Genomic DNA, 22,402 nt, shown 5'->3' with positions numbered 1-22,402 from the left:
TTCTCTTGTTAATTGTTAAAAAGTAGCATTTAAAGTAATTCCGTAGCTCGCGGTCGATGGTGTATTTGTTATCTCTCTTCCCTGAGAATTTGAAGTACCAAAAATATTCGCTTCAGGGTCAATATACATATTGGATTTAGGTGTCCACAATAAGATATTTGCACCGGTCAAAGCAAGGCTAGCTCTACCAAATGGTGTTTTAGAAAGCCATTGCTTTGGAAACTGGTATTGAAAAGACACATCCCTTAATTTAATAAATGCTGCATCTATAATACTTGACTCTGCGAATTGGTTATAGTTGCTATACCAGAAATCAAAGTTTCCGCTACGGGTTTTAACTGTAGTATTTGGCGTAAATACCCCTGGTGACGTTTCGATTACTGAATTTGGCCAGATAAAACGTTCCCGGCCGTATTGTGTTGTTTCTAATGTCGAACCTGTAAATGTCAACGTATTCTTTGTTCCTGAATAAATTACGTTTCCTGTACGGTAATCAAACGTAGTCGACAACGAAAACCCTTTATATGAAAAAGTATTAGCTAAACCAAATATATGCTTTGGATTTACCTGCCCAAAAGTTCTTTGCGTTGGATCGGTTTTTATGTAACCCGTTGTGGCGTCTACAACAACATTTCCTTGCGGATCTCTCAAATAGGCTGTTCCTTTTAAGAGCGGCCACGGCTGCCCAACAATTGCTACCGGCACAGGATTTCCTGATCCAAATGGAAATTCTTTAGAATCCTGATACAGTGATTCCACAGTACTTGTATTGTGGGTATAATTAAAGTTTAAATTCCAGGAAAACGGCCCCCTGAACGGATTAATACGCAAAGCGACCTCGATACCTTTGTTTAAAATATTTCCAGCGTTAACAGTAGCTCTTGTAAAACCAGTTGAAGGAGCAACAGATACCGGAATAATTTGATTATCCGTAGAAGTACGATAATAAGTGAAATCCAGTCCAAGTTTGTCCTGCAAGAATGACAATTCTGTTCCTGCTTCATAAGAAGTCGTAAACTCTGGCTTCAAATCAGGGTTGTTTGTTGTATTTGAAAGCGTAAACGAAGCTAACGATCCAAAAGGAAATCCAGATCCAGCGCCGAATGTATTAAGCAACACATACGGATCTGCAGTGCTTCCAACTTTGGCAACACCACCTCTCAATTTAGCATAAGAAAGAATGTTGTTATCTTTCAGTGCAGATATCGCGTCAGTCACAACAAAGCTAAGGTTAACGGACGGATACCAGTATGAGCGATTTTCTTTCGGCAACGTTGAAGATACATCATTTCTGATAGTACCATTCAGGAACAAATAGTCGCGGAAGCCGATGTTCAAATCACCAGCAAAACCAACCAAACGTGATTTGAATGATTGTTCGGGTTGTGTACCGTCACTGTTCAACTCACCAACCCGGTTTGATAAATTAAAAAAGCCAGGAATTGAGATTGCGGTAGCTTTTGCAGTTAACTGCCTGTTATCATCCTGACGGATATTATTTAACAAAGTAAGTGACGTTGTAAAATCAGTGCCAAAATCTTTTTTAAATGTTACTAATAGATCTGAGTTCAAGATACGTCTGGTAATAGCATCATCTGTAATACCACCTGTTGTACTGCTTGGACGCTGATAAGCGGTTGTATAGCTGGTTTTTTCAAAAGTCTGGTGACGGCGGTCTGAACTAAAATCAGTTCCCAAACGATAGGTAATATTTAACCATTTGTATGGATCAAATCCAACTTGGATGTTACCTAAAACCCTGTCAAGGTTACTATTAAAGCGGTTGTTATCCAAAGCATAATATGGATTTGGATAGTAACCATCAAAATAACCGTTTGGTGCAGCAAATTTATAATTTCTCCAATCCTTGAAATCAGATAGATTTATCTGGCGGCTGGTATTAATCACTGCGTTATAAACACCTGAAGCACCGCCTCCACCTTGAAAAGAAGTATTAGTTAAGTTTTTGTTATAAGATACTTTTCCGCTTATTGTAAAATGATTAGCTAGCTTAGCATTACCACTTAAGTTGACAGTGTTTCTTCTAAACTTATCACCTGGAATTACCCCTCTAACTTCATTATCCGAAAAAGAGCCATAAAAAGAACCCTTTTCACCGCCGCCTGAAAAAGAAATGGAATTTTGGATGTTATGCCCTTTATCGAAAAAATTCTTTGTGTTATCCGGAACGGCGCTGTAAGGGATCATCAGTTTAGAGCCGTCCGCCAAAGTTGGACCAGACTGAACCATTGATCCGTCAAATTTAGGACCCCAGTTAGTGTTTTCTATTTCATCATAAACTGAAGGATTGCCGGTCCCGTTTTCATAACCTGACCCATACTCATTTTGCAGGGTAGGTAACTTTTGAACCTGATCCAAAAGAAACGCTGAATTATAAGACACTTCAAATTTCTTGCCACGACTCGCTGCGTCTTTTCCACTTTTAGTGGTAATGACAATAGCGCCGTTGGTTGCCTGCGATCCATATAACGCGGCTGCGTTAGGGCCTTTTAAAACTGTCACCGATTCAATATCGTCAGGGTTGATGTCACCAATACGATTTCCAACGTCTACCTGGTTGGATGAAGTTGAAGATGGCTGAATACTTGAGTTATCAACGGGAATACCGTCAATTACAAACAATGGTTGATTGTTTCCATTTAAAGATCGCTGTCCACGTAAGGTGATCCTTGTTGCTGTATTAACACCTCCGCTTGAACGACCAATCTGTAAACCGGGAACCTTTCCAGTCAATCCGTTAATCATATTGGTCTGGCGACCTTCCGTTAACTCTTGATTAGAAACGTTGTCTGCTGAGTATCCTAAATTCTTTTTGTCTTTTTTTATACCGGCCGCTGTTACAACAACTTCTGTCAACTGCTTGGCATCAGTAGTCAAAGAAGCGTTTACTGTTGTTTTGCTGCCAACCGCAAGTTCCTGAGAACCATAACCGATATAAGTAAAGACTAAGGTAGAGTTAGCAGGAACTGAAATGGAATAACGTCCATTTGCAGCTGTCTGAGTTCCTGTATTAGAACCCTTCACTTTAACACTCACACCTGGAAGAGGTCCACCATCTTCCTTTGCCGTTACGGTTCCTGTAACGGTTCGTTCTTGTGCCAGTACACTTAGTACTAACACAAATGAGGCGAATAAACTTAATAAAAGTTTTTTCATACGCTAATTTTTGTTGTTTAATGATTAATAATGAAGGGTAAAAATGTGTATCAGAATGTTACAATCAAAATTTTTTTTAACATTTTTTAACATTTTTTTAATGTTGACATGCTTTAAAGACACGTAATTAAAAAATTTGCAATTAAGCATGAGATAAAATTTCTCACATAAACAACTGATAAACAGCAATTTTAAAAATTGGCACGTAAAATGCTATGAAGAAAAAAACACTCTAACGATAGAGCTGATTGACTTTAAATAGAAAATTTATTATTTAACGAAATCCCACTTAGCGGTTAAAGTCCAGATGTACACGTGTCGTTTATCTATTTATAACGAGGTTTTCAGGAACAGAGCTTGGTTGGAAACCTTAAAGCAGGAGTAAAACTGTTGCTATCCATCTCAACTATTATCAAACGTCAAGATAAAATATAGCGTTTCCCGATTATTTTGTAAAGCCGAAAGGCATTTGAGTATAAATAAAAAGGGCTTGTTTTGCAAGCCCTTTTTAAAATTTCAGAAATATTTTTGGTTATTGTCTTTCTTCAATAAACTTCCATACTTCTTGCCATGTCACTCTGATGTTCGGAGGAGTCGTAACAACACTCGGCTGCAACATATTATAAGTAACACTCATTGTTCTGCTTTCAGCATCAAATTGATTAATGCCAGACGGGTCTAATTTCGCAGATCTGGTATTAGGTGCCGGTTGTCCGTAATAGTTTGTCACAGAGATAATTTTATCCGTAGCAGGATCAAACTCAAATACCGGGCAGAAAGCTCCATAATAAGATCCACTTCCGTTAGCATTAAAGCCTACAAAATAGCCTCCAATATAGTAATCATCATACAATACGCATTTGGTTGGCGATATTGTCCGTAATTGTAAATGCGTTGGGGCATCAGCGCCTAAAACGTCATTCACATGTGTATATGCCGGATTTGTGACATCAATCATTGTTCCGGTCACTTCGTACACGCCGTCATATTTATTCTTAATGCTGAACAGTACGATTATACTATCACTGGTTGCGGCAGTTGGAGTAAGTCCGTTATAATCAGTTATTCTGAACGCCAATGAATACTTCTTACTTAAATCGACCCACTTACTTCCATCTAACTTAATTTTGAAGTTTTTAGAAAACTCACCAGAGCTAAATAAAAAATCATAGCCGGTACTGGTTTTATTAATCCCTGCATCTGATGCCAGTGTGTAAAAACTGGCCGGCAATTCCTCAAAAGATTCATCATTATCCTCATTGTATTTTTCAATGATCCCTGCATTTGATTCCAATTTAATTGTATTGGTTTTATTCAGATCAGCGTTGTTAGCAGCGTCTCTTCGAAGGCTAAATAAATGGGCTAGTTTTATGTCTGTGAACGGTCCAAAAAACTGTTTAATTTCTCCCCCTTCTTCAACCTTGATATGGGTGGTTCCTGAGTCTCCTGTTTCAGTTCCTTCAAAAGCATCCTTTCGGCAACTGAAACTAATCAGTAAGGCAAATGCACCAAAGAACGTGTATTTTAAAATATTTTTCATTTTCTACGATTTGAGATTTTAAATTTATTGATCCCACCAAACTTTTGCATCCTGTGAATCAACACCACCTGGTATCCTGGAAATTGCTTCCTTAAGGCTTGCACCATTTGTACTGGCTTCTGTTGGTGCATAGGTGAATCTCCGGACAATTTGCTTACTGCTGTTAGTTGCTGCCGGAGCAGGTGTTAAAGCGGGAAATCCGGATTTTCTCCAAACATTCCATCCTTTATGGCCATCCGGGTAAGCAGCAAGATATCTTTGAACGGAGATATTTTTGATATTTGCTCCGGTACCAGGGGCCGCTGATACGGCTACATTGCTTTGATTTAGATAACCTGATGAAGGTGCTGCTATGCCCCATTGTTCAAAAGACAAAGCTATACCGCCTTGATAAACCGATGTCAGGTTTTCTGACGTCCATCCGCGGTCAGCTGCTTCCGCGCGGGCAAGTGCAACATCTGCGGCGCCAATCATTACAACTGTTCCATTTGTATTTCTCAGATCACCTCTTAAAACTCTTGCCCAATTTGTATTGGCATCAGTGAATGCAGTGGCGCCTGTTCTGTCAAGACCATAGGGAATACCAACATTCGAAGTACCTGTTGATCCTGGAACTTCACTTGAGCCACCGAACGCGTTTTGGCGGCCATCTCCCAACGATCCCGTTAAGTCAGTAACTGTTTTGCTTTCGGCGTAATCTTTACGACCGTCATATAAACTCCACCAGTTGCTTTTATAATTTGAGCCTTCATAATTGATGTCAAAGTTTTGAGCGTTTGATGTTATATAACCACCGGCATCAGTCAATGCCTTGCTGAATTCAGTTCCGGCATAGTCGCTTGCATTTGGATAGCGTTTAGACAGTTGTATAACTGCCATCATACGAAGCGAGTTAGCCATTCTTTTCCAGGAAGCAACATCACCGTTGTAAATTATATCGCCTGTGATTGGTGAATTATCAAAGGCAGAGACAGTCGCTGTCAGAGTAGAAATAATTCCCTTATAAACTTGCTCCTGTGTATCATATTTTGGAGTTACTTTTTCAATTCCTTTTAAGGCTTCGCTGTATGGAATATCTCCCCAAGAATCGGTCATCACCCAGAAAATATATTGCTGCAGTATAGTCGCAACATTATTCATGTTTTTGCTCTGATTCAGATTGATGATATTCTGCAAATCATACAAGTTACCGCTATAATATCCGGCAAAGCTTATTTGAGGCAATGCATATAACGATGTGGAAGGATATTGCGTCTCTGTAAAATATTGAGCGTATTGGGCTCCATTAATTGCAGGAGTGCCGTTTGACGCAAAGGAGCCTATTCCGCCAGCCTCTACATTGGTTAATAATGCGGAGATATTTGGAATAGTCGTTCCATCCGGACTTGTATTGGTATCACCAAAGTCCTTTATTTTCTCACAACTTGTTACAATGAATGCAAATGCCGTGAAAAGCGCGTATTTAAAAATCTTTTTCATATAATTCTTTTATCACTTAAATGATTAAAAACCAACTCTTAAATTAAATCCAAAACCTCTGGTACCTGGCAATTGAGCTGTTTCACCATATATATAACTCACTTCTGACGGATCAAAATCTTTGGTTGTTGAATACAATAACCACAAGTTTCTACCGGTTAACGAAACGGTTGCATTTTTCACATATTTATTGATATTCAGCTTTTTAACTGGAATTTTATATCCTATTGAAAGCTCACGAAGTTTAATAAAACTTAAATCGTAGATATAATCATCAAACGTTTTGTTGTTGTAAAGATTCTGGTAGTATGTTTTTGCATCTACGTAGTAATCTGCGGGACTTCCAGTGGTTTGATCAACTCCAAAGACGTGAACGCCTCCGCCATCTGCTACTGCATCACGAACAGGAACTCCTTTGTCGTTTAATGCTGCAGTACGTGCAGTTAATCCACTATATGATCCCCACATATTCGAGAGCGAAACAAATTTACCGCCATACTGATAATCAATATTTACGTTGACTACGAAATCTTTCATTACAGTAAATGAGTTCTGAAGACCGCCTGTATACATCGGCAAAACACTTCCGAAATAAACATTTGGATCGTTGATATACGCACCTGAAGACGTTAACAATGGAACTCCATTTTCATTACGCTTGATACCGTTACCATAAATCTGGCCCCAACGTTTACCTTCTTCATGCACAAGATAAGGCATAGTCGATCCCCAAACCTGCGCACCGGAAGGAGTAATTCGGGTTACATCATATTTTTTACTAACCTCTTCTACGTCGTTCTTAAGAAGGCGGGAAAAAGTAGCGTTGATATTCCACTGGAAGTTTGGAGATTTAACCGGAGTACCTCCCAATGTCAATTCCAATCCAGTTCTTTTAATCAAACCTATATTTGTTAAAATAGTAGAATAACCACTTGCTCCGTTAACACCTAATGATTGAGGAATATTTTTATCCTTACCTGTGTAGTATGTTCCTTCCACATTCAACCTGTTGTTCAGGAAAGATAATTCTAACCCGAATTCAGTAGATGCAGTTACTGTTCCCTGGATACTTGGATCGACAAACTGATCAGGAGTTGACATTAAAATGTTCGTTCCGTATTTATACTGACTTACACCGTACAAACCACCCGGGTAGCGATAGGCTCCGAATGTGGTAGTGGATGTGCCTAGTGCCTGTGGAATTTCACCATATGAAACGCGGGCTTTACCATAACTTAACCATGGTTTGGTTGACGGCAATAAGTCACTGAATACAAATGAGCCCCCGAATGACTTCGATAAGATACTGTTGTTATCTGCAGGCAGTGTTGAGAACCAGTCATTTCTCAATGTAGCATTTAAGAACAAAAAGTTTTTGTAGCCAACTGACGCTGTTCCAAGAACAGCACGGTACTTCTCCTGAACACGTCCGTTGCCGATAGCCGGTTGATCCACTGAGTTTCCAACGGTGAATAAGTCATCTACACTTAATCCGTTAACAGTACTTGCTGCGTTATCTTTGTAATCCCAGCTGAAAATATCTGTTCCCGCATTTACGCCGATGGTGAAGTCTTGAATCTGTTTATTATAAGATGCAAGAAACTCATAGTTCTGACGATTTGAATAAGTTTCTGCTGTGCCATAGAATCCTTTAGCAGTAGGATTATTACCGGTAGTTTGAAGACCACTATAATTTAGCTGTGAGCTGTATTTTGCTTCACCCAATGTGGTTGTCAAATTTTTACGATAAGTAGCTGTGAACTTCAAATCGTTATTTACTTTATATGTGAAAGCAACATCACCATATAAACGGTCGCGTTGGTTTACTACATTAGCTAAGTCGTAATAAGTGTAGAAATTGTACCAATAATTTCCTGCATAAAACGCTCTTGGATTTGACGGATCATAAGAAGACGGATTCGCGTGATTCCAACTTCCATATAAACCAACGGGTGTGGTTGCGTCAGGAACCGTCAGACCACGTAACTCATTCATGATATTCATATCTAAATCCCGATGGAACCACTGGTTGAACGAACCTGACGACTGACTTGAATACGCATCATAATCATTGCTTCCATCGCCGCCCTCACCGCCTACTTTTTGCGTAACGTAGTTTATATTGGCAGAAGCGGTAAAATATTTGTTCAAATCGTAGCTGGTGTTAAAATTTAACACATTCTTTTTAAGGTCGCTATTTGGTATTAAACCACGAACATATTGATTATTGTAAGATAACTTATAAGCAAAATTATCTGCCGCCTTCGAAATGATGAGACCGTTATTTAAAGTAACACCAGTATTGAAATAATCCTTTGCATTATCTTTTTGGGGGTTAAGGCTTGCGGTTTTATAAGAATATTTGGTTCCGGGATACCAAGCATACCATGGAACGTACTCCTGGCCAACCATTTTTGGTCCCCAGCTGCTATCGTCCGAATAATCATGATAATATTTGCCGTCTAATGCTTTCCATTCTTCAGGATCACCTTGCTTCCAATTATACTGCATTAAGTCGCCAGCTGCTCCGCCTGCATAAGTATTCTGGTAATTTGGTAAAACATAAGCATTATCAAAATTCGCACCGAGGTTTAAAGTGATACCTACGCCGTCGGCCTTTTTACCCCTCGAGGTGGTTATTACAATCGCACCATTTGCGCCCTGAGAACCAAACTGAGCTGATGAAGCAGGCCCCTGTAAAACTGACACATTATCAATGTCATCAAGGTTGATGTCGTCAATATTAGGAACAATTGTACCGTCCACAACATACAAAGCACCACTTCCAGTTCCAAACCCTGAGGCCCCACGTAAACGGATTTCTGTGTTTCTACCCAGGGTTGCTGCTGATTGGCTACGTACCTGGATACCGGCAACCTTACCAGCCAGGCCATTGTTTAAATTTGTCTGACGAATTGGATTTAATTGTTCTTGTGAGACAACCTGCGCGTCGGATGAGGCTGCCCGGGACGATTGCTTTAATCCATAGGCGCCAGTTACAATCACCTCAGTCAATTGTTTTGCATCTGTAGCTAAGGCAATACTAACGTTTTCGGATGCTCCGACCGGAATTTCACGTTGTGTAAATCCAATGTAAGAAAATACCAAAACTGCATTTGCTGGTACTGACAAGCTATACCGGCCGTTTGGTCCTGTTTGGGTACCATTAGAGGAACCTTTCACCTTAACACTCACTCCTGGGAGTGGCTGTCCATCGTCCTTTGCTGTTACCGTACCGGTAACAGTTCGATTTTGCGCCAGAACGGTTAGAACGAGCACAAAAGAGGCGAATAAACTTAATAAAAGTTTTTTCATACGCTAATTTTTTCTTTTGTTAATGATTGATAATTAGTAAATATGCGTATGAAGTTTATGAAATCAAAATTTTTAAACCATTTTGTTGGAAATATTGATAGATTTTTGAGCAAAATTTGCCATTTAAATGGCTCATTGCAAATATCGGCTCAAAAAAAAGGTCGCAATCTTCCTGATCGCGACCTTTAAAAAAACATTTACGCCTTTATCGAATAACTATATTATAAAATACGGTATTATAGTTACTGATTTTTTCCCCGCTTGCGTCAATAAGCGTCACCGGAAGAACATAATTCGTAGTTGTTCCTACAATAGCTGTATTAATTTGGAAGGTAATTGTAGCTGTTCGTTGCCCTGAAGGAATAGTTGCCGACAGACTCGAGACAGTGTAAGCGGTGGCAGGAAGTAAAACATAGGCGGTTTTATTCGCCGTGTTAAATGCTGTTAAAGCGTCGTTAGCGTTAATGCCCAGAGTAACCGCCAGATCTTTCTTTAACGGCTCCGGTGACGCAACGTTTATAACCACGGGCAAGGTAGCGGCATCGGCAGCTGTATAGGTTTGTACTTTTACCTTAACGCTAGTTTCCTGGTTCAATGCAGCCAACGGGAGCTCAACGGTTGTGCCGACTTTCGTAAAATCGACATATGTATCCTCGTTTTCTTTTAGGCAGGAGCTGAAACTTAACGTAAGAACAGCAAGCAGGCCGGGTATAAATTTATATAGCGCATTTTTCATGATTCTGATTATTTAGCCCAAAATATTTTGGATGAAAACTGATTGATTGTTCCTTCTGCTGTGGCATTTTCACCGTTCTGTTGATATTCGGATTGTGGATAAAATAAACGGGTGGGAATGACCGGCTGAGCCGACTGGGTTGACACAGGAACATCTAATGGAAAGCCGGTTCTTCGGTATTCGTTGTAAGCCTCCATATTGCCATAACCATTTAAGGCGGTCCATTTTTGGTTGATGATAGCCTGTAATTTATCGTCGGACGCGGCCCAGCCGACATTTACAATAGGCTGAGCATAATATGCCGCTGCTGCGGTTACTGCGTCAGCCACACCAAGGGTAACAAATGACGCCGTTATTCCGCGTTCATAAAACGACTGTGCGCTTCCTGCTATCAAACCTTTATCGGCTGCTTCAGCCTGCAGGAACAATGACTCGGAAGAGGAGAGCAACACCGCATCCATATTAAACCCTTTCAGTAAACCAGGCCCGATGCTGCTTGTTCCGGCGTTATTTTTTGGTGCTGACGATCCATAAATATTACCAAAGAAGTCGTTAGGTGTTCCCGGAGCTGAACCTGCGGGCGGCGCTCCTACAGACGGGTGAGTATATAATCTCTCGATACGCGGATCATTAGTCGCTTTTAGCTTACTAATCACATACGCATTTGCTTTGTAATAGTCACCTGGTAATGATATCGCTCCGGCTGCATTGAACGCATAAGCTACATAAAATGGGCTTTGACGAAGTCCGTTCGCATCATCATTGGTATATCCGGGATTAACAATGGCCTGGAAAGTATCATCAATATATCCATCACCTGAAGTGGACGCTATCGCCGAGGCTAATGCAGCCTGTTTAGCGGGTAAAGCCAGCCATTGCCGCAGCACGATACGAAGTTTTAAAGTATTTGCAAATTTAATCCACTTTGTCATATCGCCTTTAAAGCTGACATCCGCAGTTTTAAACGCGGCGGAAACACTGGCGGAAGAGCCTTTTATCCGGGCAATCGACGCATCGAGCTGCTTTAACAAGTCGTCATAAATAGCCTCACCTTTGTCGTAAGCCGGCGTAATATCTTCCAGGCCCTTAAATGCTTCTGTATAAGGTACATTATTATAGGTATCGACCAATTCCTGGAACACATAGGCCTTCATAATATTGGCGACCGACACGTAATAATCAGCCGAAGGGTCGGATCCGGCAGTATTTGCAAGATTGTTGTAGTTTGTCGCGTTTAGGAAAAAAGGCGTAAAAATCTGGTAATTGGCATTGGTAAAATTATTGGTATTCAATACGGAACTGGGCACGTAATTGCCACTACTTGTCCAATAGCCCATCCAAACTCCCGTCGTCGAAACGTATGATTGAGTGGTAAGACTTATTGCGCCGGTGTTTGTTGTAGGAACATTAAACAAGTTGGCCGTGGTTACCAATGCACCCGATAAAAGCAATTGCGGGCTAGCCGTAGAGGGCGTATTTGGATTTGTCTCTAGATCCAAAAAATCTTTTTTACAACCAGCCACGCCGATCGTTAAAGACAATGCTATGATAGAAATTATTTTTTTCATGGTAATCGATTAAAAAGTAACCTGAAGATTTGCTCCGTAAACCCGTAACGGAGGCAATTGATTCGCATTTGTAACACCTACTGCATTCGTAGCATCCAGGTTGTACTCGGGATCAGTCCAAACATTATCTTTAGGTCTGAACATCAGCAGATTTCTACCAGTAAGCGCAAAGGTTAATCCCTTAATTGCTTTAGATTTTGTTACGAATTTATCCAGGTTAAATGAAAGATTAACTTCTCTTAATTTCCAGAATGCTGCGCTGTTAACAAATGGTGTGATGGCACTGTTAAATTGCGATGATTGCCAGAATCCGTAATTACCATCTACAACAGCAACGCTTGTGTTAGGCTCGTAAACGCCAGGAGATGTTTGAATTACAGAATTCGGATAAATGAAGCGCTGGCGTCCTGCGGAAGCGCTCATCGCCGAAAGACCGCCAAAATTCATTGTTGAGCCGATGGCGTTATAAATTACATATCCGCTTTTATATTCTGCAACGGCAGAGAGCGTAACGAACTTGTAACTAGCCTGTAAATTTAGTCCCAGCACATATTTTGGAGTAGTTCTGCCGTAATTCCGCTGTGTTGAACTCACCGTTGGGTATCCCGCTGTAGAACCTGTCGCATTTACGACGACACGACCCTGCGGATCACGATTAAAATCGGTGCCGATGAGAGAGGGGTATGGTTGACCAACTACCGCGTAAATTGAAGTGGAGGTTCCTGCGATTTGAAATTGGTCGCTTCCGGGAATAAGCGAAATTACTTCCGAATCATAAATAGCGAAATTACCGCCCAGAGTCAATCCAAAGTTACTCTTTGATTGCTGAAGGACCTCTCCTCTCAAATCCAACTCCCAGCCAGTATTTTCAATTTCCCCGGCATTAACGGTAGCCGCAGTGAATCCGGCTGAAGCCGAGGTTAAAACTTGTAGTGTTTGATTTCGGCTGTTAGCTTTGTAATAAGCGGCCGAACCATTTATACGGTTTGAAAACAATCCGTATTCAAGGCCGAATTCAATCTCTTTTACTTTCTCCGGTTTCAGATTTGGATTATTGTTGATAATGCCTAAGCTGAAGCCGCCCAAACCTCCGTAGGGAAATCCAGAAGCAGCAGTGTAAGTGTTATTGATCGAATATGGAGGCGCGCTCACCTGCCCAACCTGCGCATATGAGGCTCTTATTTTTCCATAAGAAAAAATGCGATTGCTTTTCAATGCTTCGAAAGCATTGGTAAATACAAAGGCACCGTTAACCGAAGGATAGAAGAAAGAGCGGTTATCCTTTGAAAGCCGCGAATCCCAGTCGTTACGACCGGTTGCCTGCACTGAAAGGAAATCCTTGTAGCTTAAGTTCAATGATCCATAAGCGCCTATCTGCCTGATCAGATATTCAGACTGATTCACCGTTGGATTTCCAGCGATTGCGTTAATATTATAATAACCGGGAATTAACAGGTTACCACTTTGATCATTCTGAGTGCGGACTTTTGCCTGCCAGATGGTATTACCAAGCAGCAAACCTGCCTTTAAATCATTGTTCAGAAAAGTATGATTAAAGTTTAACAGAATATCTTGCTGCAAACGCGACATTCCGGAGTTCGTATTGAAATTTAAATTGGTTGTGCCATCGCCATACTGCGTATAGTCCTGCACGAATCCCGGAGCCTTCGCTGCTGCGCCATAGCGCGACGGAATATTACTCACGCCCAGCGGATCGGATGCGGCGTACTGTGAAAACTGCTGTTCTTTGCGTGTGGATTTCAGGTTATTCACGCCAAAATTTTGCGATAAACGGTATGTTGCATCAAACCAATCGGTTGGTTTTAAATTTAAGTTCAGATTACCCAAAAAGGTATCGCCAATCCTGTTTACTCGTGAATTGAGAATTTGCCAGTATGGATTGACATTATAGGCGCTGTAATAATCGTTAGGATTATAAAACTTACTGTTATTCGCATCCTTCAGATCGTTGATATTAATAAACGCCGGCAACTGAAACAAGTTGGCGTACATTATCTGCGTAGTAGCATTGGTGGAGTAATTGATGCCAAATGTGCTGATGTTGCTCCGTGCGTAGTCCACCGAGAGATCAGCTTTAAAGATTCCATATTTTTTAGTGCCTGCCAGCCTTACAGATGTTCGTTTGTTCCGGTCATCCTGCACTACACCGGTTGTATAAACGTTCTGAGCAGAAAAATAGAATGCATTGTCATTATCGCCGGTTTGATAAGAAAAATCATTTTGCTCAGTAATACCCGTTTCGAAGAACGCTTTGATCGGATTTTCATTTTGTGGTGAATAGGTAATGATGTTTACTTCGCCGCTTTCTGTAGGCGCTCCCAACTGAAATTGTGCACCGTTATAAGCCGGGCCGTAAAGCTGATTTTCGTATGGTGTAAATAGCGAAAAACCCGTTAGCGGATCCCGAAACCCGTCGGCTACAGTTTCACCACCATATGGACCATAGCTACTTTGGATTTCCGGAAAATATGACACCTGGTTCAACTGAAAAGAATTTGCATACTTAATGATCGGCTTGCCCGAACGTGTGCCTTTTTTAGTGGTAATTATAATCGCACCGTTAGACGCCTCCGATCCATACAAGGCCGATGCACCGGCGCCTTTCAGAATATTAATATCTTCGATATCATTAGGATTGACTGAATTAAGGCTTCCGTTTGGAATCGGAACGCCATCGACCACAATCAACGCATTGTTATTACCGTTAATCGATCGTGCACCGCGAAGAGTTACACGCACTTGCGGATCGATGCCGTTATTAATTGTACTTACCTGCAAACCTGCAGCTTTTCCGGTGAGGCCATTGGCAATATTGGTCACGTTAGTTTGAGTAAGCTCTTTTGAGGAGACCCTGGTTGTCGAATAACCAATTTCCCGCGCTTGCCGTTTAATACCCAAAGCTCCGGTTACCACTACTTCGCCAAGTTGTTTAGTATCCGAAGTAAGCGATACAGCTAAGTTGTTACTGTTGCCAACTGCCACCTCCTGACTGGCGTAACCAATATAAGTGAATACCAGGACGGCACCCGCAGGTACGCTGATTGAGAATCTGCCATCCGGCGATGTTTGTGTACCGGTTGCGCCGCCCTTGATCTTTACGCTTACACCAGGGAGTGGTAAGCCATCCTCTTTCGCGGTAACTGTACCTGTTACAGTCCGGGTTTGTGCATGTACGTAAAAAGCCAGCACAAACAACGCGAATAAACTCAGTAAAAGTTTTTTCATTGTTAAATTGTTAAGTAGAAATGAAGAATGCTAAGGTGTATTAGGATAAGTCGAATCCGTTCGGCTCGTGACTTGGCAGGTTAATCAAATTTAACATTTTTTAACACTTCTTTAACATAATAGAGTACAGGTTATCATTTTGTGTATTTTTTTGACCAAATACGTGTAAAACAAAAAGCGGCTTGCCCGTTTCCGAGCAAGCCGCTTTTAAAGAATTTGTTAATATGCTAACCTGTGGCGAAACTCTGTTTGGCCAGACCAGCAACGCTTAATATTACTAACTTATGGAAGGTCTTCCATAAAGCCGGTTTTATGATATCCGCTAACCCGATATTGAGTGCTGTTTATCTTCAGATCAAAATAGATTGAGTCTGTTGGTGTCCCGGATTTGAAACCCTTAGTCCCGTTAGCAATAATTTTTCCAGCCACATCAAATACTGGAATCGTTGTTTTTGTTGCTGCAATATTTTGAACACCGGTAGCCGACATTACTTTGCTTGAATAATCTATCGATACCTTGCCTTTAATACCTATTGCTGTTGAACCAGACTTTAATCCTGTAGACTGTACCCACATTAAATTGGGTGCATTATCCGACGTATTAAATGTAGAGAGAGCGATATATGGTCCAGTTTCATTAACTCGAACAAACCAATCACCCGACATATCCTGCACAGCTGTGCCGCCAACTTCGGGATCTTTTTTACATGACGCCATGCTTACAACAATAATTGCAGCCATAACGCATTTAATTATATTTTTTGTCATTTTACTTCTTCTTTATAAATTATTTACCCCACCAAACTTTCGTATAAATCGGAACTTGCGCCGGTGTGTTAGTATTTCTGCTTTTCTCAAAGTCCGGGAAAACAAATCTCCTTGGGAAATTTCCACTGCCTGTTACGCCGTTAGGAGTATAAACAATTTGTCCAGGCTGATAAGACGCGTCTGTTGAGTAAACGGGACTTGTTCTAGGATATCCAGTTCTGTTTTGCTCAAAAAATGCCTCTAAAGCGTGAGATCCGAAAAGAGAAGCCCATTTTTGTACTATAATAGCTTCTACCTTGTTTTCTAACGTTCCTGTTTGAGGGTACGCGTAAGCTGTTGTTAATAATGAGCCCGGTGTTAATGAAACCTGCGCAAATGCAGTCTGAACACCTTTGTCATAGAAATCCTTCGCTCCGGCACCGCCAAAGTAACGCTCTAATGCTTCCGCTTGCATGAAATATGATTCAGCTTCGCTTATAAACCAAACCGGGTCTGTAGCTTTCACTATCGGATTTACGGCGCTATTATATTCCGGGTGCGCGGAACCTCCAAGATAATCTCCCTGGTTAATTGATGTAACGGGATTATCCTTACCAAAATAAGCTTTGGCTCTGGGATCTTTGTTAAGATTCAACCAGCTAGATAAGGTTTTACTAGCCTTTAGGTTATCAGGAGTATTTAACCTGCGGAAATTATACTCATAGAAAGGGTTACTGGAGTTAGGCACGTCTACGAAATTGTCGACTCCTGCGCTTATGTCAAGGAACTGGACTTTGTCCTGATACAGCTTCTTTATTCCAGCTTCAGCTTCGGCCGGTTTTGCATTTATCATACGCAAATACATTTTCAATTTTAATGTATTTGCGAACTTAACCCAGTTAGACATCTCATTTGAAAACCCGGCATTGCCATGATCTCCGAACACGAAGTCGGTTTTAGTTTGAGCAGCACTAAACTCAGCGCTTTTAAAATCTTTCGCTAAAGCCGCATCAATTTCTGAGATCAGTGAAGTGTAAATAGTATATCCGTCATCAAATTTTGGCTGAAGGATTGTTTCAGGTTGCAGCGCTTCAGAATAAGGAACCTTATCGAACAAATCCACAAGAACCTGGTATGTATAGGCCTTCATAACCGTGTTCATCAGGTTATATCTCCAGTCGCCTGCGGCAACTGATTTTTTTATACCTAATTGGTAATCAGTTAACGCCCCTGCAAAAAGTTCCGAATAAGGACCAGTAACAAAATTCGATGTATTTGCAACATCATAAGCGTCAACTGTACGAAACTGACTTGAATTATTATTTTGAGTCCAGTATTGCGCCCACAGACCACCAATTATTGAAAGATCGCCACCTGTTCTTCCTGCCGTGGACATAACTGCCGACGGAAAGAGCGTTTCAACCGTTGCCGCGTCTAAAGACGGATTATTCGGACTTGTGTTTATATCAAGTTTTTTACAGCCTGCAACCAAAACAAGGGTTGAAAGTGCTGCTACTTGTGTTATTTTAAATATTTTCTTCATTTTCAATTTCTCTAGAACGTTAGATTTAATGATAATCCGAAGTTGCGAGTTGACGGACCAGTTCTGAATTCACCGAATTCGCTGGTTAGGTCATTTCCGAAGTTGGATACTTCCGGATCGATAGTGCGGTTTGAACGCGGAAGCCACGTCAATAAGTTTCTTCCGTAAGCAGTAAGGGTCGCCCGATCAGCTTTAATTTTTGATGCAAAACTTTTTGGAAGAGCATAAGTAAGCGTTACATCTCTTAGCTTAAAGTATGACTTATCTAAAATTCTGTTTTGGTATGCAACAGCTTTACCTTGGCTGGTGTAATAATAAGAACTTACATTAGCCTCGGAGATAGCAGTAGTGTTTTCTGCATATCCAGTAACCTTGCCGGCAGCATCTTTTACTTCTACTACAGAATTAGGAACAATAAATGTTCTCCTGTCGTTATATAATGTTTTGTAATCGTTTCCGACAAAGTTTAGTAAGTCAGCAGTTCCTGAATAGAAGAGACCGCCCTCTCTGTAATCAAGAGTGAAAGCAAGGGTAAAGTCTTTAACACGAAGTGTATTAACTAATCCCATAATATAGTCTCTCTGTGAACTTCCATAGCTACCAAGATTGTCAGCAACAACCGGGAAGCCATTACTTGCAACGATAATATGCCCTTGCGGATCCAGTTTAGGAACAGGAGCCTGGAAAACACCTAATGGTTGACCTACCTGCGCAACGAACTGAGCATCATAAGCACTGTTCAAAACAACTTTATCAAGGCCGTTTGGCAACTCGAGCACCTTGTTTCTATTCCTACTGAATGTGTATCCAAGATCCCATGTTACATTTTGAGTCTTCACAGGAGTTCCGTTTAGCGCTAGTTCAACGCCTCGATTTCTAATCTTGCCAAAGTTTACAATTCGAGATGTAACACCAGTTGAAGGAGGTGTAACGATCGGCAGAATTTGGTTATCGGTAACACGATTATAATATGAAGCATCCAAACCTACACGATTGTTAAAAAATCTGATTTCACCACCTACTTCTGTTTCGGTGCTAATTTCAGGCTTTAAGCTACTGTTATTAAGCACATTCGATACCGAATATCCGGGTACGCCATCAATCGGGAAGGTGATATTTCCATATCCTAACGCAACGCTGGTACGTGATAATGTATTAAAAATCCGATAAGGATCTGTATCACTACCAGTTTTTCCGTAAGCTCCTCTTAATTTCAACAAGCTAATCTTAGCAGATGATAAGTCCAAAGCTTCCGATACAATCAGCGACAGGTTGGCACCTGGATAAAAGTAACTTCTGTTAGCTTCTGGTAAAGTTGAGCTCCAATCGTTACGGGCATTCAGCGTTAAATAGGCCCATGTTTTATATCCGAACGTTGCAGAAGCATAAACGCCGAACAACCTTCTTTCACTTTCAAGGCCGGTACTTACGGGATTATTCGCAGTGTTGTTAATTTGATAAAATCCAGGAATGGCTAAATTTTCAACTCCTGTATACGATGATCTTAATCCGCGATCGTTGAAGTTAGCACCAGCCAAACCATTGAATTGGAAATCATTACTGATTTTTTTGTTGAATATCGCGTTAAACTTGGAATCAAATTCGTAATATCTCTCTGATCCCTCTATAACGTTTCCTACACTTTCCTGGCGGGCATATCCTTCGTCATTGCCACCACCAGCCCAGCTTCCCGGAGCAGGATTGTTTTTAGCATTCCAAATTTTATCAGCCACATTATTAACATCGGCGCCTTGCTGGAATTGTAAGCTCAACCAGTCAGTAGCTTTTAGTTTCAAATCAACATTTCCATAAAAGCGATCACTCTTAAATCTCGATCCATTCTCATAAATTGAGTAGTACGGATTCTGTGCGTATGGAGTGAAGTAATTGTCAATATTATAAAACTTGTTATTGTAATCCTTCAGATCAGCAAACGGATAGCTTATTGGTATTTGCAGAACATCTTCATAGAACGACGAACCAACACCTGATACAGCTTGCCCAGTTTGCACAGCTCTGGTGTTCTTACCAACATAGTTTGCAGAGGCGCTTAAGGTTAATGCTTTATATTTCGTCGACCCATTTAAAGTAAGTGTGTTTCGTTTATATAAATCATTGTCGCCTGGCAAAATACCATTGCTATTGATATTACCGTAAGAAAAATGGAATGTAGAGGATTCATTGCCACCGCTAAATGCGATGTTATTATTAAATTCCTTTCCAGTATCAAAGGCATTTCTAAAGTTATCATTTACTGCAGAAAATGGCCGTGATAATTGTTCACCGTCTACGATAGACCCGTAAGGACGGACTTGGCCGTCAAGTTTTGGGCCCCAGCTACCGTTCTCAGCGATCCAGTTTTCTTTGCCCCATCCCTGACCAAATACGTCCTGAAGATTTGGAACAATAGAAACGTTTGTAAATGAAGCTGCGCTTGAGAAATCAATCTTAAATTTTCCTGCTTTTCCCTTTTTAGTAGTAATTAATATAACGCCGTTTGACGCACGTGATCCGTAAAGCGAGCTGGCTGCTGCGCCTTTCAAAATACTGATACTTTCGATATCGTTCGGGTTAATATCGTTTGCAGCATTTCCGAAATCATAGTTTTCGGAAAGATCCCCAATACTGCCGACAGGTGATGCATCACCAGGTCTGCTATTATTAACCGGAACACCGTCGATTACATACAAAGGTTGATTATTTCCTCCGATGGATGAGAAACCTCTCAATATTACTTTACTTGATCCGCCTGGTGAACCAGATGTCGAAGATATATCAACACCTGCAACCTTACCCTGTATACCAGAAACGATATTTGTAGGGGCTGCTCTGTTAATTTCTTCAGAGTTCACTTGCGTGGACGAGTACCCTAAAGTTTTCTTCTCCCTTGACATACCCAGCGCAGTTACAACAACCTCTCCCAGTTGCTTTGCATCCGTGCCTAAAACCACGTCGATTGAACTTTGGGTTCCAACTGCTATTTCCTGGCTGCCATAGCCAATGTAAGTAAATACTAAGGTCGCGTTGTCGCTTACTCGAATACTGAACTTTCCGTCAACATTCGTTTGAGTTCCTACCGATGTTCCTTTAATTTTTACGCTCACCCCCGGTAAAGGAGATTTGTCTGCCCTGTCTGTTACTCTACCGGTAACAGCTCGTTCCTGTGCAAATACAGAAAGCGATAATGCGAGCAGAGCAAATAAACTCGATAAAAGTTTTTTCATTCTGTTTGTTTGTTAATGATTTAATTATGAGGGCGTAAATCTGCAAAATGAAATTCAAAAAATCTTAACAAATTTTAACAAAATGGCAACGCAACTGCTTTGTTACGATTGGTTTATATGATTTTTACGTACTTAAATTATGAATTTGGCAAATTGTTGAAAATTATTTAATCGCTATCTTCAAGATAATCAATATGTTAAACCGCAAAACTACTATGCTAGCATAGTATTTAAGAAAATAAGTTTCAGTCATAAAAAAATTACAAACAAAAATCTGCCTTTCAACGTAGCAAATGTATTTTTTGGACCGAAATTGAATATGGTATTTGACAGGGCTCACCTGGGAATGGCCAAAAATAAAAAAGCCGCTTCAATGGAAGCGGCTTCAACTAAATTTATCAATTACCATTATCCTCCCCAACCGGCATTTTGCTGTATGCCGGGATTTGCGTCTTTCTCGCTTTGAGGAATTGGAAATACGCGCCGGTAATCCCCGTAAGGAACACTGGTTGGATTGTGCACACGACCTGTTATCGGAAGCTTCAACCGGTTTAGTTCGTGAAACCAATCGCCTTCAAATGCCATTTCTTTTCTACGTTCAAGAAGGATATCAGTTACCAATTGAGCCCCTGATGATTCATATACCAGAGACGGATCTCTCTGAGACACTAACGTATTGAGCAATGTCAGCGCCTGAGTTTCATCTCCCGTGCGGGCTGCAGCTTCGGCCGCAATTAAAAACACTTCGGACAACCTCAGGACTTTTGTATCGTCGACGTCTCCTGAAACATTCGGGAATTTACTTATTATATATGCAGGATCTTCACCTCCAGAACGCGCACCTTCCTCAATCAGGCCTTTTCTGGCGTCATCATCCGAATACAAATTATAAACTGCCGGGTTGGAAAGGATGTCTCCATAACCATCCTGGCTGAACATGTAGGAGAATCCATCAGTTCCTAAGTTGTCGACTTCATCAGAAACAACTTCAAACAATGTTTCCAATTTTACACTCTGAGGTTTAGGATCTGACCAATATGCCTGAACACGCTCGGCTGGCAGCAACAAAAATCCCCCGTTTGCAATTACGTCGTCGGCATATTCCAGCGCCAGCGCGTTTGAGGCTGTCGTACCTTTAAATAGATTTACTTTTGCTGCAAGTGCGCGCGCTGAATATTTAGATAATCTGGAACTACCGTTATAATCAGCCGTCATGGTATAAGCCTTATCCAGATCCGACAAAATTTGCGTATATACCTCCTCAACCGAACTCCTTGCGGGCTTCAGCGAGTAATCGAAAGTTAATACAATAGGAACTCCCGGAGAAGAAGGGTCATCAGTATAAGGCTTAGCGAAAAACCGAACAAGTTCAAAGTACATCAAAGCACGAATCGCATAAGCTTCCCCTTTGTATTGGTCAATGGTTGCCTGGTCGCCCGTTGGTGTTGAATTGATAATGTTATTAGCTCTTAAAATTACAGCGTAAGCGCTGTTCCACATCCCCGCCGCATCTGTGTTACTTACTGTGTAACTATACCGGTCGAAACCGGTATATCTTCCTGAGTTCCGCTGGGAAACAAACGTATTATTGGCTAATAAATCTCCTGAAACCGGTATTGTTCTTCCATAAAGATTTACGGACCGCAAACCTGCATATGCACCGGTTAATGCAGTCAGAACATCATTATCAGTGTTTAAGGCTTCGCCTGTTGGAGCCGCGTTTGAAGGAGTTTGATCCAAAAAGTCATCTTTGCACGCATTTAAAAAAACGACTCCGATAAACGTTATTATGATATATAAAATTTTCCTTTTCATGATGATCGTATT

At 41.0% G+C, this 22,402-nt stretch carries 11 protein-coding genes; all 11 read right to left on the bottom strand.

What is annotated here, in order from left to right:
• Window positions 1-15 precede the first annotated feature (15 nt).
• Window positions 16-3,177 carry a SusC/RagA family TonB-linked outer membrane protein gene (locus tag GS399_RS02805; RefSeq protein WP_160843050.1) on the bottom strand — a complete coding sequence of 1,054 codons (3,162 nt, stop codon included), beginning with the start codon at window positions 3,175-3,177 and terminating at the stop codon, window positions 16-18.
• A gap of 532 nt (window positions 3,178-3,709) precedes the next feature.
• Complete coding sequence (locus GS399_RS02800; RefSeq protein WP_160843049.1) at window positions 3,710-4,717, bottom strand: DUF1735 domain-containing protein; 1,008 nt, start codon at window positions 4,715-4,717, stop codon at window positions 3,710-3,712.
• 24 nt (window positions 4,718-4,741) lie between these two features.
• The gene (locus tag GS399_RS02795; protein WP_160843048.1) at window positions 4,742-6,196 is read right to left on the bottom strand and encodes a SusD/RagB family nutrient-binding outer membrane lipoprotein; all 1,455 of its coding nucleotides are present in this window, start codon (window positions 6,194-6,196) and stop codon (window positions 4,742-4,744) included.
• 24 nt (window positions 6,197-6,220) lie between these two features.
• Window positions 6,221-9,511 (bottom strand): SusC/RagA family TonB-linked outer membrane protein, encoded by a 3,291-nt coding sequence (locus GS399_RS02790; protein WP_160843047.1) that lies wholly within the window; start codon window positions 9,509-9,511, stop codon window positions 6,221-6,223.
• A gap of 205 nt (window positions 9,512-9,716) precedes the next feature.
• Window positions 9,717-10,247 carry a DUF1735 domain-containing protein gene (locus GS399_RS02785; protein WP_160843046.1) on the bottom strand — a complete coding sequence of 177 codons (531 nt, stop codon included), beginning with the start codon at window positions 10,245-10,247 and terminating at the stop codon, window positions 9,717-9,719.
• 8 nt (window positions 10,248-10,255) lie between these two features.
• The gene (locus GS399_RS02780) at window positions 10,256-11,815 is read right to left on the bottom strand and encodes a SusD/RagB family nutrient-binding outer membrane lipoprotein (RefSeq protein ID WP_160843045.1); all 1,560 of its coding nucleotides are present in this window, start codon (window positions 11,813-11,815) and stop codon (window positions 10,256-10,258) included.
• Window positions 11,816-11,824: 9 nt separating this feature from the next.
• On the bottom strand, window positions 11,825-15,061 hold the full coding sequence (locus GS399_RS02775) for a SusC/RagA family TonB-linked outer membrane protein (RefSeq protein ID WP_160843044.1): 3,237 nt from the start codon (window positions 15,059-15,061) through the stop codon (window positions 11,825-11,827).
• A 282-nt stretch (window positions 15,062-15,343) separates the two neighbouring features.
• Window positions 15,344-15,802: a lipid-binding protein gene (locus GS399_RS02770; RefSeq protein ID WP_160843043.1), complete on the bottom strand. Its 459-nt coding sequence runs from the start codon at window positions 15,800-15,802 to the stop codon at window positions 15,344-15,346.
• A gap of 46 nt (window positions 15,803-15,848) precedes the next feature.
• Window positions 15,849-17,351, bottom strand: a complete 1,503-nt coding sequence (locus GS399_RS02765; RefSeq protein WP_160843042.1) for a SusD/RagB family nutrient-binding outer membrane lipoprotein — start codon at window positions 17,349-17,351, stop codon at window positions 15,849-15,851.
• An 11-nt stretch (window positions 17,352-17,362) separates the two neighbouring features.
• Window positions 17,363-20,575 carry a SusC/RagA family TonB-linked outer membrane protein gene (locus tag GS399_RS02760; protein ID WP_160843041.1) on the bottom strand — a complete coding sequence of 1,071 codons (3,213 nt, stop codon included), beginning with the start codon at window positions 20,573-20,575 and terminating at the stop codon, window positions 17,363-17,365.
• A 408-nt stretch (window positions 20,576-20,983) separates the two neighbouring features.
• Complete coding sequence (locus GS399_RS02755; RefSeq protein WP_160843040.1) at window positions 20,984-22,390, bottom strand: RagB/SusD family nutrient uptake outer membrane protein; 1,407 nt, start codon at window positions 22,388-22,390, stop codon at window positions 20,984-20,986.
• Window positions 22,391-22,402: the final 12 nt, after the last annotated feature.

Source organism: Hufsiella arboris (assembly GCF_009834875.1).
GTDB lineage: Bacteria > Bacteroidota > Bacteroidia > Sphingobacteriales > Sphingobacteriaceae > Hufsiella_A > Hufsiella_A arboris.
This window is presented reverse-complemented; position numbering and strand designations above follow the sequence as displayed.